Annotated in this window: 18 protein-coding genes; 17 read left to right on the plus strand and 1 reads right to left on the minus strand. The window is 32.3% G+C overall.

Annotated features, from left to right (window positions below):
• Positions 1–297: 297 nt before the first annotated feature.
• The 9 genes from ruvB to V5787_RS05445 all read left to right on the plus strand — a co-directional run bounded on the left by ruvB (position 298) and on the right by V5787_RS05445 (position 12,028).
• On the plus strand, positions 298–1,320 hold the full coding sequence (gene ruvB, locus V5787_RS05405; RefSeq protein ID WP_336892246.1) for a Holliday junction branch migration DNA helicase RuvB: 1,023 nt from the start codon (positions 298–300) through the stop codon (positions 1,318–1,320).
• Positions 1,321–1,376: 56 nt separating this feature from the next.
• Positions 1,377–3,098, plus strand: coding sequence for a solute carrier family 26 protein (locus tag V5787_RS05410; protein ID WP_336892247.1), 1,722 nt, complete (start codon positions 1,377–1,379; stop codon positions 3,096–3,098).
• Between the two features lie 322 nt (positions 3,099–3,420).
• Positions 3,421–4,827, plus strand: a complete 1,407-nt coding sequence (locus V5787_RS05415) for an L-serine ammonia-lyase (protein ID WP_336892248.1) — start codon at positions 3,421–3,423, stop codon at positions 4,825–4,827.
• Between the two features lie 179 nt (positions 4,828–5,006).
• Positions 5,007–5,540 carry a DUF2911 domain-containing protein gene (locus V5787_RS05420; RefSeq protein ID WP_336892249.1) on the plus strand — a complete coding sequence of 178 codons (534 nt, stop codon included), beginning with the start codon at positions 5,007–5,009 and terminating at the stop codon, positions 5,538–5,540.
• Positions 5,541–5,704: 164 nt separating this feature from the next.
• Entirely contained in the window at positions 5,705–8,908 is a 3,204-nt protein-coding gene (gene leuS, locus V5787_RS05425; protein ID WP_336892250.1) for a leucine--tRNA ligase, read from the plus strand.
• 25 nt (positions 8,909–8,933) lie between these two features.
• On the plus strand, positions 8,934–9,425 hold the full coding sequence (locus V5787_RS05430; RefSeq protein WP_336892251.1) for a hypothetical protein: 492 nt from the start codon (positions 8,934–8,936) through the stop codon (positions 9,423–9,425).
• Position 9,426: 1 nt separating this feature from the next.
• On the plus strand, positions 9,427–9,696 hold the full coding sequence (locus V5787_RS05435; protein WP_336892252.1) for a SemiSWEET transporter: 270 nt from the start codon (positions 9,427–9,429) through the stop codon (positions 9,694–9,696).
• A gap of 26 nt (positions 9,697–9,722) precedes the next feature.
• Positions 9,723–11,186: an ATP-binding protein gene (locus tag V5787_RS05440; RefSeq protein WP_336892253.1), complete on the plus strand. Its 1,464-nt coding sequence runs from the start codon at positions 9,723–9,725 to the stop codon at positions 11,184–11,186.
• A gap of 62 nt (positions 11,187–11,248) precedes the next feature.
• Positions 11,249–12,028 carry an enoyl-CoA hydratase-related protein gene (locus V5787_RS05445; RefSeq protein ID WP_336892254.1) on the plus strand — a complete coding sequence of 260 codons (780 nt, stop codon included), beginning with the start codon at positions 11,249–11,251 and terminating at the stop codon, positions 12,026–12,028.
• A 16-nt stretch (positions 12,029–12,044) separates the two neighbouring features.
• Here V5787_RS05445 and V5787_RS05450 read toward each other — a convergent pair whose 3' ends face one another.
• Positions 12,045–12,698, minus strand: a complete 654-nt coding sequence (locus tag V5787_RS05450; protein WP_336892275.1) for an HD domain-containing protein — start codon at positions 12,696–12,698, stop codon at positions 12,045–12,047.
• An 85-nt stretch (positions 12,699–12,783) separates the two neighbouring features.
• On the opposite strand from V5787_RS05450, the gene tsaB reads away from it, so the two are divergent.
• From tsaB to V5787_RS05490, 8 genes are all read left to right on the plus strand, one after another.
• Positions 12,784–13,467 (plus strand): tRNA (adenosine(37)-N6)-threonylcarbamoyltransferase complex dimerization subunit type 1 TsaB, encoded by a 684-nt coding sequence (gene tsaB / locus V5787_RS05455; protein ID WP_336892255.1) that lies wholly within the window; start codon positions 12,784–12,786, stop codon positions 13,465–13,467.
• 128 nt (positions 13,468–13,595) lie between these two features.
• Positions 13,596–14,918, plus strand: a complete 1,323-nt coding sequence (locus tag V5787_RS05460; RefSeq protein WP_336892256.1) for a UDP-glucose/GDP-mannose dehydrogenase family protein — start codon at positions 13,596–13,598, stop codon at positions 14,916–14,918.
• Between the two features lie 44 nt (positions 14,919–14,962).
• A complete protein-coding gene (locus V5787_RS05465) occupies positions 14,963–17,389 on the plus strand; it encodes an SLBB domain-containing protein (protein ID WP_336892257.1) in 2,427 nt (808 codons plus the stop codon).
• Between the two features lie 3 nt (positions 17,390–17,392).
• Positions 17,393–18,529 carry a Wzz/FepE/Etk N-terminal domain-containing protein gene (locus tag V5787_RS05470; protein WP_336892258.1) on the plus strand — a complete coding sequence of 379 codons (1,137 nt, stop codon included), beginning with the start codon at positions 17,393–17,395 and terminating at the stop codon, positions 18,527–18,529.
• A gap of 9 nt (positions 18,530–18,538) precedes the next feature.
• Positions 18,539–19,741 (plus strand): polysaccharide pyruvyl transferase family protein, encoded by a 1,203-nt coding sequence (locus V5787_RS05475; RefSeq protein WP_336892259.1) that lies wholly within the window; start codon positions 18,539–18,541, stop codon positions 19,739–19,741.
• The gene (locus V5787_RS05480) at positions 19,741–20,937 is read left to right on the plus strand and encodes a Coenzyme F420 hydrogenase/dehydrogenase, beta subunit C-terminal domain (RefSeq protein ID WP_336892260.1); all 1,197 of its coding nucleotides are present in this window, start codon (positions 19,741–19,743) and stop codon (positions 20,935–20,937) included. Before V5787_RS05475 ends, V5787_RS05480 begins: the two co-directional genes overlap by 1 nt.
• Positions 20,934–21,557: a CatB-related O-acetyltransferase gene (locus V5787_RS05485; RefSeq protein ID WP_336892261.1), complete on the plus strand. Its 624-nt coding sequence runs from the start codon at positions 20,934–20,936 to the stop codon at positions 21,555–21,557. The genes V5787_RS05480 and V5787_RS05485 overlap by 4 nt, the downstream gene beginning before the upstream one ends.
• Positions 21,550–23,055, plus strand: coding sequence for an oligosaccharide flippase family protein (locus V5787_RS05490; protein ID WP_336892262.1), 1,506 nt, complete (start codon positions 21,550–21,552; stop codon positions 23,053–23,055). The genes V5787_RS05485 and V5787_RS05490 overlap by 8 nt, the downstream gene beginning before the upstream one ends.
• Positions 23,056–23,074 lie beyond the last annotated feature (19 nt).

Raw genomic sequence — 23,074 nt, forward strand, 5'->3', positions numbered from 1 at the left:
CACAAGAAAAGATGAAGGAAAATTCAGAAAATCACATGAAAACACTTCAAAATGACAGCAAAAGGGTAGTCAAATATTTTAAACATCACAACATAAAATATGCTGCGTAAAACTAACGATATATAGATGCGAGGTTAATAACATGGATTTGTTTTGGAATAGCAGCAGAATATTGATTTATTATTTTCAATGATGATTTGAAAAACTTGCTAAACGATACAAGATACTTAGTCCGAGCAAAACAATTTTATTAGTTCAGTTTTCTTATCTTCGTATGCTCAAAGAGTAGGACTATTTATGAATGAAAATCTAAATGCAGAAAACAGTAATTTTTCAGATGAAGAATTAGATGTAGAAAAGAAATTAAGGCCTTTGTCTTTTGATGATTTTACTGGACAAGAGCAGGCTTTAGATAATTTAAAGATTTTTGTAGAGGCGGCTAATAGAAGAGGAGAAGCTTTGGATCATACTTTATTTCATGGTCCTCCAGGATTAGGAAAAACTACATTAGCTAATATATTGGCTAATGAATTGAATGTAGGAATCAAAGTAACATCTGGTCCTGTATTGGATAAGCCAGGCGACTTAGCTGGGTTGTTAACAGGCTTGGATGAAAGGGATGTGCTTTTTATTGATGAAATTCATCGATTGAGTCCCGTTGTTGAAGAGTATTTATATTCAGCAATGGAAGACTACAAGATAGATATCATGATTGAGTCTGGTCCAAATGCTAGAACTGTGCAGTTAAATTTAGAGCCATTTACATTAATTGGAGCTACTACGAGATCTGGAATGTTGACAGCACCGATGCGTGCACGTTTTGGAATTAGCAGTCGTTTGCAATATTATGAGACAGAATTATTAACGACTATTGTACAACGAAGCTCAGTCATTTTAAAAACACCAATATCTATGGAAGCGGCAATTGAAATAGCCGGACGAAGTAGAGGAACTCCTCGTATAGCAAATGCTTTGTTGCGAAGAGTTCGAGATTTTGCAGAAATCAAAGGAAATGGATCTATTACGATTGAAATAGCAAAATATAGTTTGCAAGCTTTACATGTCGACGCATATGGATTGGATGAAATGGACAATAAAATTTTAACTACGATTATTGATAAATTTAAAGGGGGTCCCGTAGGTTTGTCTACTTTGGCAACTGCGGTTAGTGAAAATTCTGAAACGATAGAAGAAGTATATGAACCTTTTTTGATTCAGCAAGGGTTTATAATGAGAACTCCTAGAGGAAGAGAGGTTACGGAATTGGCTTACCAACATTTAGGAAGAACAAAAGGAAAGTCACAAGGAGAGTTGTTTTAATTTAGGCATTGAGCCTGTTGAGATACTTATGCATGCACGAATAGTTAAAAAGATAAATGAAAAAATATTTTCCGATAGCTCAATGGGGCTCTAAATACAATAGTGGTTTTTTAAAAAAAGATGCTATTGCTGGAATTACTGTTGGAGTAGTGTTAATTCCTCAAGGAATTGCTTATGCTATGATTGCTGGTTTACCTCCTATTTATGGACTCTATACAGCTTTGATTCCTCAATTGGTGTATCTCGTGTTAGGGACTTCGCCTAGAATAGCGGTTGGACCTGTAGCAATGGATTCTCTTTTGGTGGCAGCAGGTATTGCTGCATTAACCGTTGTTGGTACAGAAAATATTGTTGCAATAGCGATTCTCTTAGCATTTACAGTTGGTCTTATTCAGGTGTTATTAGGGGTTTTGAAATTAGGGTTTATTGTCAATTTTTTATCTCGTCCTGTTATCAGTGGATTTACTTCCGCCGCCGCGATTATAATAGGTATAAACCAATTTAGTAATTTATTCGGAATTCCCATTCCAAGAAGTAATAGAATTCATGTGATATTGATGGATTTATTCCAAATGTTATCAGATATAAGTCTGCAAACATTCGCCATTGGTGCTGGTGCCATGGCAATTATTTTGACCTTAAGAAAAATAAATAAAAACATTCCAAGTCCCCTTATAGTTGTTATTATTGGCATCCTAATTTTAAAGTTTTTTAATAACACTTTTCACGAAGTTGAAATCATAAAAAATATACCTTCAGGTTTGCCCGCTTTTGGAGTGCCAGAAATTAGTTGGGTAAAAGTTAGTGAGATATTACCAATAGCAATAACAATTGCTATGATTGGTTTTTTAGAAACGGTATCTATCGGGAAATCATTAGAAACCAATGAAGATGTTGTTAAGGTAAACCCGAATAAGGAATTAATAGCCATTGGGTTTGGGAATATTTTAGGATCTTTTTTTAAATCATATCCATCAACAGCTAGTTTTTCAAGATCTGCGGTTAATCAAGATGCAGGTGCGAAAACAGGACTTGCGGCATTGTTTTCTGTCGCTGTAGTTGGTTTGGTGCTTTTGTTTCTAACTCCTCTGTTTTATTTTTTACCCAAGGCTGTTTTAGCGGCAATTATAATTATATCTGTATTAAAATTAATCGACTATAAAGAAATTTTTCGATTATGGGAAGTTGATAAAATTGATTTTTACATGCTGTTGGTTACCTTTATCGGTACCTTGTTTTTTGGAATAAAAGAAGGAATTGGAGTAGGGGTTGGACTGTCTTTAATTATGATGATATTTAGAACTTCGAAACCTCATATAGCAGTATTAGGAAGAATTCCGAATACAGAGTATTTTAGAAATATCAATAGATTTGATGATGTTGAAGTCAATAAAAAAATTCTTATTATACGTTTTGATTCTCATCTGTATTTTGCAAACACTAATTATTTCAGAGAGCAATTAGATCGATTGTCTTTGGGAAAAGGAGATGCTTTAAAGTTGATTATTTTGGATTGTGAGTGTATCAACGGACTCGATAGTACTGGTGCTGCTATGTGGAATGATCGAATAGATTATTATGCGCTTCAAGGAATAAAAATATATTTCACCAATGTCAAAGGTCCCGTTAGAGATGCAATGACAAAAGCTGGGATAATTAAAAAAATTGGAATAGAAAATTGCTTTATGAGCAATCAGGGAGCCATGATTTATTTTGAGACAGGAAGTAGAGAATATCAAGAAAAGTTGTCTTCTTATATCCAACAGTCAAATAGTTAGTTCTAAAAGACTTGCTTTGGCCGTTTTTTTGTGATTTTGGTTTTCCAAAAGCTTTCTTTTTTCGCTTGTGAGGGAAGAAGAGCATAGGTAGTACTCCTTTGTAAGGATATATTGATGTTAAATCCTCGGTTAATAAGGTTAAAAGGCCTTACGAGTCTATAGCACAAAAGGTAACTTCAGTTGGTCAGGCATTACATCTAGTATCAATTTTTCGTATAAAAGACAGACTTAATGACCAGTTACTAAGTCTCTAAAAATTAATTATTTTTTTGTTGAAAATTTAAATTATTGCTAAATAAATACGATATTTATAGGTGTAAAAATGGAACAGATTAGTGTGTTTGATATTTTTAAAATTGGAGTTGGACCATCTAGTTCTCATACAATGGGTCCATGGTGTGCGGCGCAACAATTTTTAGAAAAATTAAGAGGAAAGGAACTGATCTCAATCCAAGTTAAACTTTATGGTTCTTTGTCAAAAACAGGAAAAGGACATGGAACTGATATTGCTATTTTATTAGGGCTTACAGGGCATAATGTAAAAACAATTGCTGTTAATAAAATTGATAAATACATTCAAGAAATTAAAGTAAACAAACGATTGGATGTTAATGGAAGTCAATTAATCGATTTTAGTCCTTCTACAAACATTGAATTTTTACAAGAAAAATTACCATTTCATCCAAATGGAATGAGTCTAATTGCGGGGTTTAAAGATGGTTCAAATTTAGAAGAAACATATTACTCAATAGGTGGAGGTTTTGTTGTTCAGGAAAATCAAGAGAAAGACCCTGTAAAAAATAAATACGTATTTCCATATCCAATTGCTAGCGAGAAAGATCTTCTTAAACACATGACTAGCTCTAAATTAGATATTTATAATGTTGTTTATCAGAATGAATTGGCATTAAAAACAGAAGATGAAATTAATAAATCTGTTTCTGAATTATGGGCAGCAATGAAATTTTCAATTTACAACGGTTGTCATAAGAACGGAATTTTACCAGGAGGTCTTAATGTAGTAAGAAGAGCATTTAATATTAATGTAGGTTTAATTGAGGACGAACAATATACCACAGAAGATGAGTGGATAATGGCCATTAAGAATTGTGATAATTCCTTTTCAAATGTTACTAAATGGGTAAGTTGTTTCGCATTAGCAGTGAATGAAGAAAATGCTGCTTTTGGTAGAGTTGTTACTGCTCCTACAAATGGTGCTGCTGGAGTTATACCTGCGGTTTTATTGTACATGTTATGCTTTACTGAAACTAAAGCCAATGCGATTAAAGAATTCATTTTAGTTGCTGGCGAAATTGGTTCATTGTTTAAAAAAGGATCGACCATTTCTGCCGCCATGGGTGGTTGTCAGGCAGAAATAGGCGTTTCTTCGGCTATGGCAGCTGCTGGTTTGACATATTGCATGGGAGGCTCCTCTAAGCAAGTGTTACAAGCTGCAGAAATTGCAATGGAACATCATTTAGGTTTAACTTGTGATCCTATTATGGGATTGGTTCAAGTTCCATGTATTGAACGAAATACAATGGGAGCAATGAAAGCCATTACGGCTTCTCAAATAGCATTAGCAGGAAGTCCAGAAATAGCCAAAGTAACTTTAGATCAGGTGATTAAAACTATGAAGGAAACTGCTGCAGCAATGAGCGATAAGTTTAAAGAAACTTCTGAAGGTGGATTAGCCGTAAATATTTCAGTGGCAGTTTCTGAATGTTAAGCATTTTCCATTGCTTTTTCTCAAAAGCTTTCTCTTTTGTGTAATAAAGACACAAAAATGCTCAATAAATAGAGCTATAAGCTGACGCTTAGTTTATATTTAACATTTTTTTTTAATTTTAATAACTAAGGTATTGTATTTTTAGCACTTTATAGAATTAAATATTTAAATCTTTATATATGAAAAAATCAATTTTTACAATAGTACTTTGTACAATTGTAGTTTTGTTTAGTAATGAGCTTTCCGCTCAAAAATTTAGTCCATTGGATAAAAGCCCTTTGGATGTAACAGCTTTTCCTAAAAGTCATAAGGAGTCTAACAAAGTTGTAAGGGTTACCTATAGCAGACCACAATTAAAAGGAAGAGATGTAGATGTTTTGGCAAAGCCAGGAGAAGTTTGGAGAACAGGAGCAAATGAAGCTGCTGTAATTCGTTTTTATGAAGATGTTGTTTTTGGAGGGAAACCTGTAAAAGCGGGTACGTATTCATTATATACGATTCCTGGGAAAAAAGAATGGACCGTTATTTTAAACAAAGCTAGCAATGCATGGGGAGCTTATTCTTATAAGGAAGCAGATGATGTAATTAGAGTGAAAGGAAAAGTATCAAAAAGCGAAAAAGAGATCGAAGCTTTTTCTATAGTTTTTGATGATACAATGACACTGTGTTTTGGTTGGGGAAATACGATTGTAAAAGTCCCAGTTTCAAAATAATAAATTGAAGAACGAAGACTTAATTTATTAAGATAAAGCCACATTAAGTTGTGGCTTTTTTTATGCACGAAACTTTCAAGTTTAAGGCTTTCAACTCTCGGCTAAGAACTGTATTTTTGTAGCTTAACTACAAAATAATAGAGGTTCGATACCTTTCAACTATAATGGATTACAATTTTAACGAGCTAGAGGCAAAATGGCAAAAGTATTGGGCAGAGAATCAAACTTTTAAAGCAAGTGAGTCAACCGATAAACCTAAATACTATGTATTGGATATGTTTCCTTACCCTTCAGGTGCAGGTTTGCATGTAGGACACCCTTTAGGTTATATCGCCTCAGATATTTATGCTCGTTACAAACGTCACCAAGGTTTTAATGTATTACATCCTCAAGGGTATGATTCATTTGGATTGCCTGCAGAGCAATATGCAATCCAAACAGGACAGCACCCTGCAGTAACGACTGAAACGAATATTGCAACCTACAGAAAGCAATTGGATAAAATTGGATTTTCATTTGACTGGTCTCGTGAAGTTCGCACCTCTAATCCTGATTATTACAAATGGACACAGTGGATTTTTATTCAATTATTCGATTCTTGGTATAATTTAGATTCAGACAAAGCAGAAGACGTAAAAACATTAGTAGCCGTATTTAAAAAAGAAGGAAATGCAAATATAAATGCAGTTGCTGATGAAGATATTTCGGTATTTACTGCTGATGAATGGAAGAAGTATTCGAAGGAAGAACAAGAAAAAATACTATTAAAATATAGATTGACCTATTTGTCAGAAACAGAAGTAAACTGGTGTCCTGCTTTGGGAACCGTTTTGGCAAATGATGAAATTGTAAATGGAGTATCTGAAAGAGGAGGACATCCTGTAGTGCGTAAAAAAATGAAGCAATGGAGTATGCGTATTTCTGCCTATTCACAACGTTTGTTAGATGGACTAGAGAAAATAGATTGGCCACAGCCTTTAAAAGACTCTCAAACAAATTGGATTGGTCGTTCGCAAGGAGCATCAGTTGTTTTTGACGTGCTCTCAGATGAACCATCTAAGGAGGTAAAGTTATCGTATAAAGATATAGAAGTTTTAAAAGAGAAAAGAGCCAACCCAAGTAAAGTTGTTAGCATATTATGGGGTAAGCTAAGAAAGAAAAAAGGAAAATCTAAGTTTAGAGCCAATTATACAGTTGGTAATTTAATTGCTGATTTTATTTGTTTTACAAAGAAATCCGTTATTGAATTTGGAGGTAAGGAAAATGAAGCAGAGCGAAAATCTTATTTTGAGAAAGAGGGTTTTTCTGTGGTTTACGTTTGCTCTGAAGAAATAGAAAAAGATGTAGATACAGTTGTGTCTAAAATAGATTCAGCAATTCAATTTGCAAAACCATTAGAGAAAAAAGAAACGATAACAGTTCTTTCAGCTAAAGCAATATATAAGATTGAAGTTTTTACGACTCGCCCTGATACAATATTCGGTGTCACGTTTATGACGTTAGCACCAGAGCACGAGTTGGTTTCAAAAATTGTAACAGCAGATCATAAGCAAGAGATTGAGGCTTATATTGAAAAGACAGCTAAAAGAAGTGAAAGAGAACGTATGGCAGATGTAAAAACCATTTCAGGTGCTTTTACAGGAGCTTATGCGATTCATCCCTTTACAGGTGAAAAAATACAAATTTGGATTGGAGATTATGTGCTGGCTAGTTATGGTACAGGTGCTGTAATGGCAGTTCCTTGTGGTGATCAACGCGATTGGGATTTTGCCAAATATTTTAAAATTGAAATAAAAAATATTTTTGAAGGAGTTGATATTTCTGAAGGCGCTTGTGAAGACAAAACTGCTAAAATTGCAAACTCAGATTTTTTATCTGGCTTAGCTGTTAAAAAAGCGACTAAATTGGCCATTTACGAAATGGAAAAAAGAGGCTTCGGAAAAGGAAAAATTAATTACCGCTTACGGGATGCTGTTTTTAGTCGTCAACGTTATTGGGGAGAACCTTTTCCTGTGTATTATAAAGATGGATTGCCTAAGATGATTGCTGCAGAGCATTTGCCAATTGTATTGCCAGAAGTAGAAAAATATTTACCTACAGAAGGTGGTGCCCCGCCATTAGGTAGAGCTAAAGAATGGGCTTGGGATTTTCGTGGTAAAAAAGTGGTATCTAATGAAAAGTTAAAAAACAAAACGGTATACCCTTTAGAATTAAATACTATGCCAGGTTGGGCAGGTAGTTCTTGGTATTTTAACCGCTATATGGATCCTACAAACGAAGGTGAATTTGTAAGTAAAAAAGCAGCCGATTATTGGCGAGATATAGATTTGTATATAGGTGGTTCTGAACATGCAACAGGACATTTGTTATATGCTCGTTTTTGGCAAAAATTCTTGTTTGACAAAGGGCATTTACCAGTAGATGAATTTGCTAAAAAATTAATTAATCAAGGAATGATTTTAGGAACTTCAGCTTTTGTTTATAGAGTTGAGGGAACTAATAAATTTATTTCAAAAGGATTGAAAGGAGATCAAAAAGTACAACCTATTCATGCAGATGTTTCTTTAGTAAATTCTTCTGACGAGTTAGATGTAGAAGGATTTAAAAATCATCCATTAAATACAGATTATAAAGATGCTGAGTTTGTTTTAGAAGAGGGGAAATACATAGTAGGTCGAGAGGTTGAAAAAATGTCAAAATCGAAATACAATGTTGTCAATCCAGATGCTATTTGCGAACAATATGGGGCGGATAGTTTGCGTTTGTTTGAAATGTTTTTAGGACCTTTAGAACAAGCAAAACCGTGGAAAACCTCTGGTATTTCAGGAGTGTATTCTTTCTTAAAAAAATTATGGAAATTGTATCATACAAATGATATGTTTACCGTTTCAAAAGAAAAGGCATCAAAAGACGAATTGAAAACATTACATAAAACCATAAAAAAAGTACAAGAAGATATAGAAAATTTCTCTTTTAATACTTCAGTAAGTACATTTATGATTGCTGTAAATGAACTTTCGAGTTTACAGTGTGACAAAAAAGAAATTTTAGAACCTTTATTGGTTTTGATCTCTCCGTATGCGCCACATATCGCTGAAGAATTATGGAGTAAATTAGGCCATACAACATCTATTTCTACTGTAGAGTTTCCTGTGTTTGAAGCAAGTCATTTGGTAGAAAGTTCTAAAGTATATCCTATTTCGTTTAATGGTAAAATGCGTTTTACTTTGGAAATTTCTTTAGATTTATCAATAGATGAAATAGAAAAAATTGTGATGGAACATGAAAATACTAAAGCACAATTACAGGGTAGAACTCCTAAAAAGGTGATTGTAGTTCCTGGGAAAATTGTAAATATAGTTGGATAAAAAAAGAACCTAAATTAAAGATTATATGAGACTTATAAAATTACTTTCTGTATTAATAGCTGTTGTATCTGTTTCTTGTGCATCAGAGGATGAGAAAATGGTAAAATATCTTACGGGGAATTGGGAAACGGTTTATTTAAAATTCGAATTGCCTACTTATCAAAATAGAGATACTTTGGTAGTGTATGATATAGATTTTGCAAATCCGGATGATCCAAGGGCTCAACAACGTGGAAAATCTTTTACGACGTATAATTCAGATGGAACTTTTAAAAGTTGGGCGGAAAAGAATAATCTTCCTTTTGGAAGAAGGACAGAGGGTAAGTGGAGAGCGACTAAAGATTCTTTATTTTGGGATTTTGAACAAAGGTCTGGTAAGGTCTTAACAGTTTCTTTTGGGTTAAAACAGATAGAGAATGGATATGCAATTACAGGTTTACAAGATGTAGATAATGACGGAAAAAAAGATGATACGGTTTATTTAGAGACGGTTCGTTTACCAGATACCCTTGAGTAATATGGAAAAAATCCCTATGGAAATTGAAATTATTGGTTTTATTGCTGCTGTCTTAACGTCAGTTTCTTTTGTCCCTCAAGTATATAAAATATGGAAGACAAAATCGGCAAAAGGTGTGTCTTTGACTATGTTTTTACTGTTTTTTGTTGGAGTAATTTTATGGTTGGTATACGGTATTTTTATCAATAGCCTTTCCATGATTATTGCAAATGCAATTACGTCCTGTTTGGCTTTAGTAATTATTTATTACAAGCTGAAAATAAAAGAATAGGAGTTTTAAAAACATGAATACTAGATATGAATTTAAAAAAAATATCATTACGAAATCGGATATTTTTGTCGATGATTTTATTGATCATAATGACTTATGTATTGATTGCTTTTATGATCATATATCAGTATAATGAGCAAACGACTAATTACAATAAGCGACGTTTTGCAAGAAAAGAAAAAGCAACACGCTTAAGTATCAAATATGAGTTAGACAAAATGAATCATCCAATAGAAGCCAACGAATTATTTGGCTATTTTAAGGAGTCTATTTTAGATATAGTAGAAGTTCATAAAGTAAACATTAATTTTTATGATTTGGAAGGTAAATTGTTATTAAGTTCGAAAACAATTGCCAATGATGATAGTATTTATGATCCTGTTGATTTTTTAAAGCCTTATGAATTAGAAAGGCTAAAGACAAAAGAAAGATTTGTAGAAGAAATAGAAATTGAATTTGATAAACGTAGGCAATCATCTTATAGTTATTTGTTTAACGAGGCGGATATTTTGATTGGTTTTCTAAAATTGTATTATATCCAAGATAATTCTATTCAAGATAGCAATCGAAATGAATTTTTAAAACGTTTGGCTTATGTCTATCTTTTTATGTTTGTAATCGCTATTAGCGTTGCATACTTTTTATCTAGTTATATTACTCGCTCTCTAAAAAAGATTGTTGAAAAAATCGAAAAAATCGGAAAAACAGGTTTGGGTGGTAGAAATGAAAAAATTCAAATGAGTTATACTTCTAAAGAGATTTATAAATTAGTTTCTGCCTATAATAATATGGTTGACCAACTAGAAGATGCAGCTGTTAAATTAGCCTCTTCTGAGAGAGAGCAAGCGTGGAGGGAAATGGCAAAGCAAGTAGCTCATGAAATTAAGAATCCTTTAACTCCAATGCGTTTGACAGTTCAGAATTTTGAAAGAAGATTTGATCCTAAAGCTCTTGATGTCAGGGGAAAACTAAAAGAATATAGCGATAGCTTGATTCAGCAGATAGATGTAATGAGCTCTATTGCGACTGCTTTTTCTGATTTTGCCAAAATGCCTGTACAACGAAAAGAGAAAGTAGAAGTCATTTCAATCATAAAAAGCACATTAGATATTTTTGAAAATGAAAACTTAAAGTTTGAAAATAATATAGAAGAAGTTTCTCTTCTAGTAGATAAAGATCAGTTGATACGTGTGATCACCAACTTAGTTAAAAATGCCATCCATGCTGTTGAAGAAGTTAAAAAACCTAAAATTGTTGTGTCTATTAATGCAACTGACACTTATTTTGAACTTAGTGTAGAAGATAATGGTATAGGAATTGAAGAAGAATTAAGGAGTTTGATTTTTGAACCTAGATTTACTACAAAATCAAGCGGTATGGGTTTAGGTCTTGCGATGTCTAAAAAAATAATTGAAACTTATAATGGTGAAATTAGTTTTGAATCAGAAGTAGGTAAAGGAACTATTTTCACGATAAGAACTCCAAAATAATAGTTTTTTGTTACCGATAAATCTACTATATTTATAGAGCAAATCATTTAAAATTAAGCGCTATGACATTTGATAATATTTCCATTAAAGAATTAGAAAACCATATTTTTCTAGTTACAATTAAAAGACCTAAAGTTCTCAATGCACTGAATAGACAAACGATTGAAGATTTGCATACTGCACTTGTCGCTTTGCAGTCTGATCAAAAGGTTCGAGTCTTGATTGTTACCGGTTCAGGTGCTAAGGCTTTTGTTGCAGGGGCTGATATTACTGAGCTTTCCGGGTTTTCAGTTAAAGAAGGAGTAGCGTTAGCAAAAAAAGGACAACAGGATTTGTTTGATCTGATTGAGAATTATCCAAAGCCTATTATTGCAGCTGTAAATGGTTTTGCACTTGGGGGAGGATTGGAATTGGCGATGGCCTGCCATTTTAGATTGGCATCTGAAAACGCAAAAATGGGGTTGCCAGAAGTTTCGTTAGGATTGATTCCTGGTTATGGTGGAACTCAGAGATTACCTCAGTTGGTAGGAAAAGGAAAGGCGATGGAAATGATATTAACAGGAGCTATGATATCGGCAGAAGTTGCTTTGAATTATGGCTTAGTGAATTATGTAGTTCCTCAAACCGAATTAATGGACAATTGTGTTTCAATAGGACAAAAAATTATTCAAAACTCACCAAATTCAGCAAAGGCTGCGATTCAGGCAATAAATGCAGGTTTTAAGACTAATGTTGATGGTTTTTCCAAAGAAGTTGAGTTATTTGGGTCCTGTTTTGGCTCAGATGATTTCCGCGAAGGAACTACTGCTTTTTTGAACAAGAGAAAACCTAATTTTGAATAAAATCTATTAGGTATTACTATGCTTCTCCGTTCCATTCCTTATAAAACTGTATAAGAAATTTTTCCATGATTATATGTCTATCGGCAGCGATTCGTTGCCCTGTTTTTGTGTTCATTTTATCTTTTAATAATAAAAGTTTTTCATAAAAATGGTTGATACTTGGAGCTGTTGAGTTTTTGTATTCTTGTTTTGTCATTTCTAAGTTAGGAACAATAGAAGGATTGTAAAGAGATCTTTCTTTAAAACCCCCATAATTAAAACAACGTGCTATTCCAATTGCACCTATTGCATCTAATCTATCCGCATCTTGAACGACGGCTAATTCGTGAGAATGAAAAGTACTTGTAAAATTACCCCCTTTAAAAGAGATGTTTTTGATAATGTCTATAATATGTTTGCGTTTTACTTTTTCTATGCCCTGTTGACTTAAGAATTTTTCAGCGATATTTGGACCAATTTTTTCATCGCCTCCATGGAATTTTGAATCAGCAATATCATGTAGCAGCGCTGCAAGAGTCACTATAAAAAGGTCCACTTTTTCAGTTTTAGAAATGAATAGGGAATTTTTATAAACACGTTCAATATGAAACCAATCGTGACCTCCTTCTGTATTTTTTAGTGTTTCCTTTACAAACACAATTGTGTTCTGGATTATTTCGTTTGAATTCATCATGTAAAATAACGGAATTATTCTCAATTTAGAGAACGTTCAAAATGGTATATTTGTAGCTTGAATTAATCAAATTAAAGATGAAATGGCCTATATTTTAAATTTTGATACAGCTACAAAAAATTGTTCTGTCAGTGTTAGTAATGACGGTGAATTGTTAGCTTTTGAAGAATTGAATTCAGAAGGATACTCTCATGGAGAGAAACTACATGTTTTTATCGAGAAGGTTTTAAAAGAAGTTGAAATAAATATTTCGGATTTGGCTGCAGTTTGTGTAGGTAAAGGTCCAGGTTCCTATACAGGGTTAAGAATTGGAGTTTCAGCAGCGAAAGGCATCTGTTTTGCTTTGGATATTCCCTTAATTTCAATTGAAACCTTAGATGTTTTGGCAAGTGCCGTTGATGTAAAGGATGGTGTTATTGTATCTATGTTAGATGCGAGAAGATTGGAAGTGTTTAGTGCCGTTTACACAGTTTCTGGGGACAGAATAAGAAAAACGGAAGCCCAAATAATAAACTCGGAATCCTTTGAAGGTTATTTAAAAAAGGGAAAAGTATATTTTGTAGGTGACGGAGCAGAAAAATGTAAAGAATTAATTCAGCATAAAAATGCAGTTTTTATTGATGATGAGTTTCCATCGGCGAAAAACATGACAGTTATGGCATATGAAAAATATGTAAAAAAAGAATTTGAAGACGTTGCGTATTTCGAGCCCTTTTATTTAAAAGATTTTGTTGGGATAAAGCCTAAACCAAGAAAACAGTATTAATATTTGTTAATTTTGGTTTTGTAATTGTTTTGATTTTAAAAACAGTATTTTTACTGCTGTTTACATCAAAAATTTAACTCTCTCAATTTGTTGTTTGGGTAGATGAAAAATAGCTAAAAAATAAAAACATGAATATAGTAATTGTTGGGTCAGGATATGTTGGATTGGTATCGGGAACCTGTTTTTCAGAAATGGGGAATAAGGTGTCTTGTGTTGACATAGATTCTCTGAAAATTGAGAAATTAAACAACGGCAGTATTCCAATTTTTGAACCAGGTTTAGAGGCTATGGTTTTAAAAAACATAAAAAATAAGAATCTTTTTTTTACAACAGAATTATCGGAAGCAATTGAGGATGCAGAAATTGTGTTTATCGCAGTTGGAACTCCTATGGGGAATGATGGTTCTGCTGATTTGCAATATGTTTTGGCTGTAGCTAAGTCTATCGGTCAGACTATGAAAAATCGCATGGTAATTGTCGATAAATCTACGGTTCCTATTGGAACCGCTGATAAGGTAAAAGCGACTATACAAAAAGAACTTGATCAGAGAGGAGTTGAAATTAAATTCGATGTAGTTTCGAATCCTGAATTTTTAAAGGAAGGTGCTGCTATAAGCGATTTTATGAAGCCAGATCGCGTGGTAATTGGCTCGGATAGCAAGTATGCAACAAATTTAATGAAAGAGCTGTATCATCCTTTTTGTATGTCCTATGATCGTTTTATTACTATGGATGTACGGTCTGCCGAAATGACAAAATATGCTGCGAATGCGATGTTGGCAACCAAAATTTCTTTTATGAATGAAATTGCAAATATCTGTGAAAGGGTAGGTGCTGATGCAAATCAAGTTCGGATTGGAATTGGCTCTGATAGCCGTATTGGATATAGTTTTATCTACCCCGGTGCTGGATATGGGGGCTCTTGTTTTCCTAAGGATGTAAAAGCATTGAAAAAAATAGCAGAGGAGCATGGGTACAAAGCAAATTTAATAAGTTCTGTTGAAGATGTTAATAATGCACAGAAATTAGTGATTGCGCAAAAGGTGGTAAAACGTTTTGGTGAAGATTTAACAGGCTTGACGTTTGCTTTATGGGGATTGGCTTTTAAACCAGGTACTGATGATATGCGTGAAGCTCCTTCAATTTATATTGTAAAGGAATTGACAAAAAGAGGAGCTAGAATTCAGGCATACGATCCAAAAGCAATCGAAGAGGCTAAAGAATATTATTTAAAAGATGTTAAAAATATTATATATGTCAATTCTAAGTACGATGCTTTAAAAAATACAGATGCACTGATCTTATTGACAGAATGGAAAGAATTCCGTTCGCCAGATTTTTCGGAAATCAAAAAAGAACTGAAAGCACCTATTATCTTTGACGGAAGAAATCAATACAACGTTTTTAATCTTCATACAAAAGGATTTGAATATTATCAAATAGGCAAATAATAATTAACCTTTTTTGACCGTTACTTAATATCTAACTACCTATTATGAAATATTGGATTTACACAGTTTTTATTGCTTTATTCTTAAGTCATAGCCAAACTGTTTTTTCGCAAAATATGTCGGCTAATCAAATGTCAAGTATTGATGTTGACAATTTATCTGATGAGCAAATTGCAAATTATTGGAGCCAAGCCCAAGAACAAGGATATACTATAAATCAACTGGAGGTTGTCGCAGCAGCTAAAGGTATGTCTTCCGTTGAGATTTCTAAACTAAGGCAAAGAATTTCAAATTTAAGTGTTTCGGAGGAAGCCACTAATAATACTGATCTAAGAGATGATCAAAATCCTTTTTTAATATCAGAGGAAGATCCTTTTGGCTTTTTAGGGGGGGGGGACATGGAAGAAAATGAGGTGAATTTGTTATTTGGATATGATTTTTTTAATAACCAAAATATTTCTTTTGAGCCCAATATGAATATGGCAATTCCAAAAACATATCAAATTGGCCCCGGAGATGAAATTTTAATTGATATATGGGGAGCCGCAGAGAACAGTTATCAAAAGGAAGTTGATAGAAGAGGAGCAATTGTTATAGAAAATATAGGCCCAATTTATGTTAGTGGATTGGAGATTGAAAAAGCCAAGAAAAAAATAATTACGTATTTAAAGAAAATTTATAGTGGAATTAGTGCAGAATCATCTAGTTTTAATAAAGTATATGCGGAGGTTTCTCTAGTAGGAATAAGAACAGTTCAGGTTAATATTATTGGTGAAGTAGAAGTTCCTGGGACCTATTCGTTAAGTGCTTTGTCTTCTGTTTTAAATGGATTATATGCGGCAGGAGGACCTACAGAGAACGGATCATTTAGAACTATAAAATTGATTCGTCACGGTAAGGAGTATTCTGAATTTGATATCTATAAATACTTAATTGAAGGTTCGCAATCTGGAAATGCGTTTTTACAAGACAAAGATGTAATTATTGTAAAGCCATATTTGAGTAAGATAGAAGTAACAGGTATGGTAAAACGTCCTGGTATATATGAATTAACAAAAGAGGAAACTGTGCAGGATTTAATTCATTATTTTAGCGGTTTTACTGCGGAAGCTTATAGGGATAGGTTGATTGTAGATCGTGTAAATGGGAGTCAAAGAGAAGTATATGAGATTGATCTTAAAAGGGATAAAATATTTACGCTACAAGATGGAGATTCAATTAATGTAGGAGAAATTACAGATCGTTATTCAAATAGAGTAAGCATCAACGGGGCTGTGTATAGAGAAGGTAATTACCAACTTTATGAGGGATTAACATTATTAGATTTGATTAAAAAAGCAGATGGAGTTAAAGAAAATGTTTTTTTAGACAGAGGACTTATTTACAGGACTATTGATGATGTAGAAGAGGAGGTTGTTCCATTTTCTATTGAGAATATTTTAAAAGGAATTGAGACTGTTGTTTTACAAAGAGAAGATAGCATACAGATTTATGATAAATACTCTTTGAAAGAAGAATATACAGTTTCTATTAATGGAGCAGTAAACAATCCGATAGAGACTCAGTTTCGAGAAAAAATGAATGTAGAGGATTTGATATTAATGGCAGGCGGATATAAAGAAGGGGCTGATCCAGCTGTTATAGATATTGCTAGAAGAATAATTGATACAAATTTTACAACACTGAGTGAAAACATAAAGAGATCCAGTACTATTTCATTGAGTTTGGATAGTGTAGAGACTTTTTATTTAAAACCTTTTGATAAGGTGTCCGTTAGGTTTATAAAAGGATATAGCAAAAAAATTACTGCTTCTATACAAGGAGAAGCAGTGTACCCAGGTAGTTATGTGATTACAAGCAAAGATGAACGAGTTTCAGATTTATTGGAAAAATCAGGAGGTCTTTCGCCTTTTGCATATGTTAAAGGGGCTACTTTGATAAGAAGAACAGCAAAGGCTACAGATAAAGAACAATTAAATCTTTTGCAAAGTTTAATTGTAAAAGACTCTATGGATCTAAATATAGTTGAGAAAACGGAGTATATGATTGGTATTGATTTGGAAAAAATACTTTCAAAAGGAGGTAGAAAATCAAAATATGATTTAATTCTTAGAGAGGGAGATATATTGCTTATTCCGTCTGAAAAACAAACGGTGGCTGTTCAAGGAGAGGTTTTGATACCTTCATTAATTCGTTTTGATGAATCAAAGTCTTTAAAAGAATATATAAATAATTCAGGTGGTTTTTCTGAAAAGGCAAAGAAAAAGAAAACTTATGTGGTCTATGCAAATGGAGATGTTAAGAGTACAACAAGTTTTTTATGGATTAAAAAGTATCCAAAGTTAGAACCGGGTGCTATTATTTTGGTTCCAAAAAGTGATCCGAAGTCAAAGATGTCATCAGGAGAGATTATTGGAATAAGTTCTGCATTATTGAGCTTAGCGCTATTAGTACAACAAATAAGTAACTAGGTTATGAGTCAGAATAATAAAAATAATATGGCTGCAGAGGATGAGATTGATTTGTTGGCTTTAGCTAAAACCCTATGGTTAGGGAGGAAAACTATTATAATAACGATGATTATCTTTATGATATTAGGCCTGTTTGTAGCTGTTTTTTCTGAGAAAGAGTATACTGCGTCTACCACATTTATTCCTCAAGACGGGGAAAGTAGTATTGGAGGAGGTTTAGGAGGATTAGCTGCAATGGCTGGGATCAATTTAGGGTCAATGAGTTCTGGATCTGAAATAACACCTTCTTTATACCCTCAAATAGTTTATAGTATTCCATTTCAATTGGAATTATTGAAAACTCCTTTAACAATTGAGGGTGAAACTAAGAAAATCACTTATGAAGAGTATTATTCGAATATATATAGACCTAGTATTCTCGGATATATAAAAAAATATACTATAGGTTTACCAGGATTGCTAATTTCGGTAATTAAAGGGAAGCCGAAATCTGCTGATTTATATAAACCGGAACGTAGTTTAGAAGGTGAGTTTGCTAAACCTAGCTTATTATTCATATCTGAAGAGCAACAGAAGTTAATTGATAGATTGAGTAAACAGTTGTTTTTGGAAGTGAATGAAGATGATGGCTATATTTATATTAGTGGAAATATGACAGAAGCAATTGCTAGTGCTGAGTTAGTTTATAGAGCCGAGGTGCTTTTGCAGGAATTTATTATTGAATTAAAAAGCAGAAAATCAAAAGAAAAATTGGCTTTTATCAAAGAAAGGTATCAGAGTATTGAAGAAAAATTTATTGTAATTCAGTTAAAGTTAGCAAACTTTGAAGATAAAAATAAATTTGTTAACTCTTCAATGAGTAGAATCAAATTGCAATCATTACAAGATGAATACAATTTGGTTTATAGCGTTTATACAGAATTGGCAAATCAATTAGAAGCTCAGTATATTCAAGTTTCTGAAGATACTCCAGTATTTACGATTTTGCAACCTGTGAATATTCCTCTTGAGAGGTCTAAGCCAAAGAGGTTGTTCATTCTGATTTTTTGGGTGTTTCTTGGAGGAGGAGTAGGTGTATCGATTTTGTTTGGGAAAGAAAAAATAAGAAAATTAAATGTGGATTGGAAATATTTTTCCTAATTGAATAATATGAAAAAGATAAAAATAGGTATTGTATGGGCTAATCCTTATAATAAAAATATGGGGGTTGCTGCGTTAGCTTACTCGGCACTTTCAATTATTCATGATGTGCTAAAAACAAGAGGGATAGAAGAATTTGAAGTTTCTTTTATTGGTAGCTCTAAAAATACAAGTGATAGCTTAGTGATTGGAACCGATAAGATTGAATTTGATAATGTGTTTGGGTTTGATTTTTATAACTTTAAGGCTATAGTTAAGTTTTTATTATTTCCAAGAAAATATAAACTAAGAAAGTTAATAGGGTTTGATTATCTTTTTGATATAGCAGAAGGAGATAGTTTTACTGATATTTATGGTGATAAGAGATTTAATAAAATTAAAAACTCAAAAGTTTTTTTTAATTTATTAGGGACTAAACAATTTTTATTGCCACAAACTATTGGTCCGTTTAAAGATAAAAATCATGAGAAAAAGGCTTTTTTAATTATGAATAAGATGGAGGCTGTTGTTAGTAGAGATAATAAGAGTTTTTTATATACAAAAAATCATCTTTCTGCAACTATTATATCAGAATCGATTGATGTAGCTTTTTATCTGCCTTTTGATAGAAAACATTTTGATAAAACGAAAATTAATGTAGGTATAAATGTTTCCGGATTACTTTGGAATGGTGGATATACGAGAAATAATCAATTCAATTTAAAAACAAATTTTAAAAAGTTAATTTTTAATACATTAAGGTTTTTTTATGAAAAAGAAAATGTTCAAATATATATAGTGTCACATGTAGTTCCCGGGAAATCTCAAGAAGTTGAAGATGATTATTATGCTGCAGAAGAACTTCAAAAAACATTTCCCAATGTGATTTTAGCTCCAAGGTTTTCAAACCCTATTGAAGCAAAATCATTTATCAGTGGATTAGATTTTTTTACTGGTGCGAGGATGCATGCATGTATTGCTGCATTTTCATCTAGTGTAGCCGTATGTCCAATGGCATATAGTAGAAAGTTTAATGGTTTGTTTGTGGATACTCTGAAATATAAATGGTTAGGAGATTGTGTGAATTCAGAGGAGGTTACAGTTTTAAATAATATAATAAATGCCTTTGAAAATAGAGTTGAGCTTGTTGATGCTATTGATACCTCACTGAATGAAATAGTATATCCTAGGATAAAGTTGTTAAAGTTACATATTTCAAACATTATTAATTAATGAAATCTTTTGTTACGAAAATAGTAGAGAGTGATTTATGTATAGGATGTGGACTTTGTGAAAGTGTTTCAGGGAGTAATAATATCAAAATGCACTTTGATGAAAATGGTTTTTTGTATCCTAAAGTCATAAATTATGTTCCTATTTCAGACGATATCATTAAACGAATTTGTCCAAGTGTAAATGTAGTAGGAGATATTGAATACTCTATGAAATCAGGGGTGTGGGGAGCAATTGAAAATTTATATAGTTCTTATGCAAATGAACCGATTGTTCGTCATATAGGTTCTTCTGGTGGAGTGGTTTCTGCCATAGCAATTTTCCTTTTAGAAACCAATAGCGTTGATGCTGTTTTACAGGTAGGTGGTGATAAAGATGATTATTCTAGAAACACATTAAGAGTTTCGAAAACAAGAGAAGATGTCTTGAATTGCGCGTCCTCACGTTATGCGCCTGCTTTAGTCTTTGACAAGATTATTGAATTATTGGAGTCTACAATCATGACTTTTTGTTTTATTGGTAAGCCTTGTGATATTTCAGGACTTACTAATCTATTAGTTGAATTTCCAAAATATAAGGATAGGTTCAAATTGAATATCGCAATCATTTGCGCAGGAATGCCTTCAAGAAATGCTACCGATAGACTTATTGATGGCTTTAACCCTGATAGACCTGTTCATAACCTAATTTATAGAGGAAATGGTTGGCCAGGTTTTTTTTCCTTTACTGATAAAAATGATTTAGAATTTAAAATGTCGTATAACGAATCTTGGGGGAATGTGTTAGGTAAAGAAATTCATCCCCGTTGCAAGATTTGCCCAGATGGTATTGGACTTCAGGCAGATATTGTTGTTGGTGATGCTTGGGAAACGAAAGATGGCTATCCAGATTTTACCGAGAAAAAAGGGCTAAGTCTTTTAATTGTTAGAAGTTTAAAAGCAAAAGATATTGTGACTTCTATTGTGAAGAGTGAGGCTATCACAATAAATTTGATTTCAAAAGAAAAATTAAAAATTATGCAACCCTATCAGTTTAATAGAAGGAAAAAAGCAGGAGTAAGGATATTTTCTTTTATGATTGTAAAGCGAATAAAACTTAATTTTAAAAACTTAAACTTGCTTAAAAATACTTTGTCATTAAGTATTATAACTATTGCTAGAGAGTTTTTAGGAACCTTAAAAAGAACAATTAAATGATGAGGTTAAAGTTGTTAATTTGGATGTATAATTGTGCTTTTTTTGGGTTTAAAAATTACTTCTTAAAGAGTATTGTAAAATTAGAAGGAGGGTATATGTATTCTGAATTTGTAAGAAGAGTTTATGAAAGTCAATTTAGAATCGAAATTGGATACGGAACTTATGGTGGTTGCTTTAATAAAAAAAATATAAATGCTCCGGTCAAATTTGGAAACTATTGTTCTATCGCTCCAAATGTGAAAATTTATCGGGCAAATCATCCCGACGATACATTTACAACACATCCAATTGTGTTTAACCCAATTGCTGGCTATGTATGTTCAGATAAATTGATTAGGCCGAAGCTAACGATTGGCAATGATGTGTGGATAGGGGAAGACGTTATTATTTTGCCAAGTGTAGATAGAATTTCAGATGGGGTTATCATTGGTGCAGGGTCAATTGTTACCAAAAATATAGATGTTAGTTATTCAGTTTATGCTGGAAATCCAGTTCAGTTTATTAGAAGAAGATTTAGTGATGATATAATACACAAGTTAGAAGCTAGCAAATGGTGGAAATTGAAGAAGATTCAATTAATTGATGAAATGTCAAAATTAAATAAGCTCATTAATGGTTAGTAGCAATACTTCTAAATATATAAAGAATTCATTTATCTGGGGGTTTTTATCTAAAATATTAGATTCTATCGTTAAATTTATATCGGTTCCATTATTATTGACTTATTTTGGTAAAGAGCACTTTGGTTTAATTGCTTTAGCCTTTTCAATAAATGCTTATTTACAGATCCTTGATATGGGAGTAAATATAGGTTCGGTTAAGTATTTTTCTGAATGGATTTTATTGAAAAAACACATTATTTTAAGTAGTGTAGCAAGAACCAGTATTAGTTTTTATTTTGTGGTTGGTCTTGTTAATTTTTTATTACTAGTTGGTTTGTCTTTTTTTACAAGTGAATTGTTTTCTTTAAATCAAGAAAGTGCCGAAGTTTTTAAAGAACTATTATTCGTACTTGCTACTATAGCTATTATAAACTGGAGTACTACTGTTTTTATGCAATTACTGATTGCCAATGAAAATATGGTTTATATACAACAATGGAATGTAATTAAAAGTTTATTAAATTTAGTTGTATTGGTAGTTACACTTTTTTTTAATCTGTCGTTGCTTTCTTATTTTATATTGTATGTTTCGATTAATACATTGATTTTTATTCCTTACTATATTAAGGTGAAAAACGAGAAATTGATTGATAGTGTTTTTCCTGGATTCGACTGGTTAAATTTTAGACCAATCCTTAAATATAGTTTAGCTCTTATTTTAATGGCTGTTTTTCAGGCTACTGCTACCAAAATGAGACCGATCGTGTTAGGTGTGTTTTCCGATAAAGGAGTTGAATTAATTGCAGATTACAGAATAATGGAAACAATTAGTATTTTTATTATTTCAATTGGCGGTATGTTTATTACAATTTTTCTACCTAAAACCTCTAAACTTATATTGGTGAATAATCAAATTGAAATACAAAAATTTGCATATAGTACAACTAAGTACACTTCGTTTATTTGCTGTTTATTGTGTTTCCCATTATTATTAAATTCTGAAAACTTAATTCTACTGTATGTAGGGGTTGAATATGTGAATTTATCATTTTGGTTAAATATTTGGATAATTACGATTTTGTTTTTTTTACATAACACTCCAATAGCGAGTTTAGTATTGTCTACAGGGAAAACAAAAATGTTAGTGTATAGCAGCGGTGTTGCTTGTGTCGTTTCACTCGTTGTTAATTCAATGTTTGTTGAAGAATTTGGTGCTGGTTCAGCAGTATTTGGTTATAGTATTTATATATTGATTCAAATGAGCTTTTATTATCTTTATTTTAACTCCAAGGTGTTGGGACTTAATTCATTATTAGTATTTAAGTCTTTTGTTATTCCTAGTTTTATTGGTTTTTGTAGCCTGTTTTTATTAATTTTTTTAGATTTCGAGTTTGAGAATACTTATGTTACCATTTTTATAAAAAGTTTAGTTTGGTATTTTGTGTTTTTTATTCTTATTTTATTATTTCGTGTATTTACTTTTTCAGAATTGAAACGTTCATTATTAACTAAATAGTTGAATCAGTGATAAAAAT

This window comes from Flavicella sp., assembly GCF_037132785.1.
GTDB lineage: Bacteria > Bacteroidota > Bacteroidia > Flavobacteriales > Flavobacteriaceae > Flavicella.